The organism is Oceanicella sp. SM1341, assembly GCF_003448965.1.
Classification (GTDB): domain Bacteria; phylum Pseudomonadota; class Alphaproteobacteria; order Rhodobacterales; family Rhodobacteraceae; genus Paroceanicella.
In genome coordinates this window covers 1-1,550 of sequence record NZ_QRGC01000080.1, presented here as the reverse complement: position 1 = coordinate 1,550, position 1,550 = coordinate 1, and the positions used below count along the sequence as shown (strand labels likewise).

General features: G+C 75.1%; 1 pseudogene. It reads right to left on the bottom strand.

The annotated features are described in order from the left end of the window. Positions 1-1,550: pseudogene (locus tag D3P35_RS25760) on the bottom strand (hypothetical protein); the annotation flags it as partial.

Sequence of the window (1,550 nt, the reverse complement as noted above, 5' to 3'; positions counted from 1 at the left end):
TCGAAGGACGAGGTGACATGCAGGTCGATCTCCGGGGCCGCCGCCGCCCCGCCCTGCGCGAGCCCGCCGAGCCGGTGGTTCGGGATCACCTGGCTGCCGCGCGGCAGGTTGACGAGCTCGCGCCCCTGCTCGCCCACCCAGGCGAGCCCGCCCGGCGCGCTGTCGGTGCCGGTGGCAAAGCCCGGGATGATCGAGAGCAGGTCGCCGGCGAAGGACAGCAGCCCGCCGCCGCTGCCGCTGCTGCCCTTGCCACCGGAGCTGCTGCCGAACAGGCTGTCGAAGAGCGAGCCACCGCCCCCCTTCCCGCCGCTGCCGAAGAGCACGTCGAAGGCCTCGTTGGCGGCGAGATCGGCGAAGCGGTCGAGGAGCCCCGAGACCGCATCCCGCGCCGTGGTGGCGCCGGTGATGAGCCCGGAGAAGGCCTGCCGGCTTGCGTCGCGCACATCGTCGAGCGCCGTGCGCGCCTCGCCCAGCGAACTGGTGAGATTCTTCGTGCGAGCGTCGGCGCCCTTGCCGTCGCCCTTGCCGTCGCCCTTGGGCTTGCCCTTGCCGCCCCCGGCGTCGTCATCGCCGAGCCCGGCCATGGCGGCGTTGAGGCGGGTCACGGCGGCGGCTGCAGCGTCGCTCTCGGCGCCCGTGCTGCGCACCACGGCGATCAGCGCGTCGGCCGCCGCCCGCGCCTCGGCGAAGCCCTCGGAGACGATGCCCGCCGCAGCCGCGCCGAGAGCCGCCGCCCGCCCGCGCGCATCCTCTGCAGCCGCCGCGAACGCGTAGACCCGCGCGCCGGCGGCGATGGCACTGTTGGCGACGCTCGCCCAGGTGTCCTCCAGCCCGGGCACGTCGCGCAGGCTGTCGGCCAGCGCATGCACGAAGTCCGCCCAGGCCCGCCCGAGGGCGGTGACGAGATCGAGGAAGGCCGCGCGCACGGTGAACCACACCGCCCCGAGCCCGGCCGGGATCGCCCGGGCCGAGGCGACGATGCCGCGCCACACGCCCACCGCCACGTCGCCCAGCAGGGTCATCGCGTTGCCGAAGCCCCCCGCCCCGCTGACGAGCCGGGTGAACTGGTAGACGAGCTCGCCCGCCCCTACGATCAGCGCGCCGATGCCGGTGCGGATCAGCGCCCCGCGCAGCAGCGTGAGCGCGCCCGTCAGCGAGACCGTGGCGAGCCGCGCCGCCACGAAGGCCCCGGCAAAGCGCACCCCGATGCCCGCCGTGAGCACGCCCGCGTAGGTGGCGAGCCGGTCGAGGTTGTCGATCAGCCCGTCGATCACGATGCGCAGCGCCCCGCCCTCGCGCAGGCTCTCGGTGAGGGCCAGGGCGAACTCGCCGAGCGCCGGCACCACGGCGAGCGCAAGCTGCTGGCCCACGTATTGCGTCACCAGCCCGAGCCGGGCGAGCCGGTCGTTCGCCGTCTCGATCCGCCCGGCGTCGACCGCGGAGAGCGCGAGGCCGTAGTCCTGCACGTCGCGGCGGGCGGCGCGCAGCGCATCGCCGCCCTGGATCATCAGCAGCGCCATCTCGCGGTTCTCGATCCCGAAGTCGCGCAG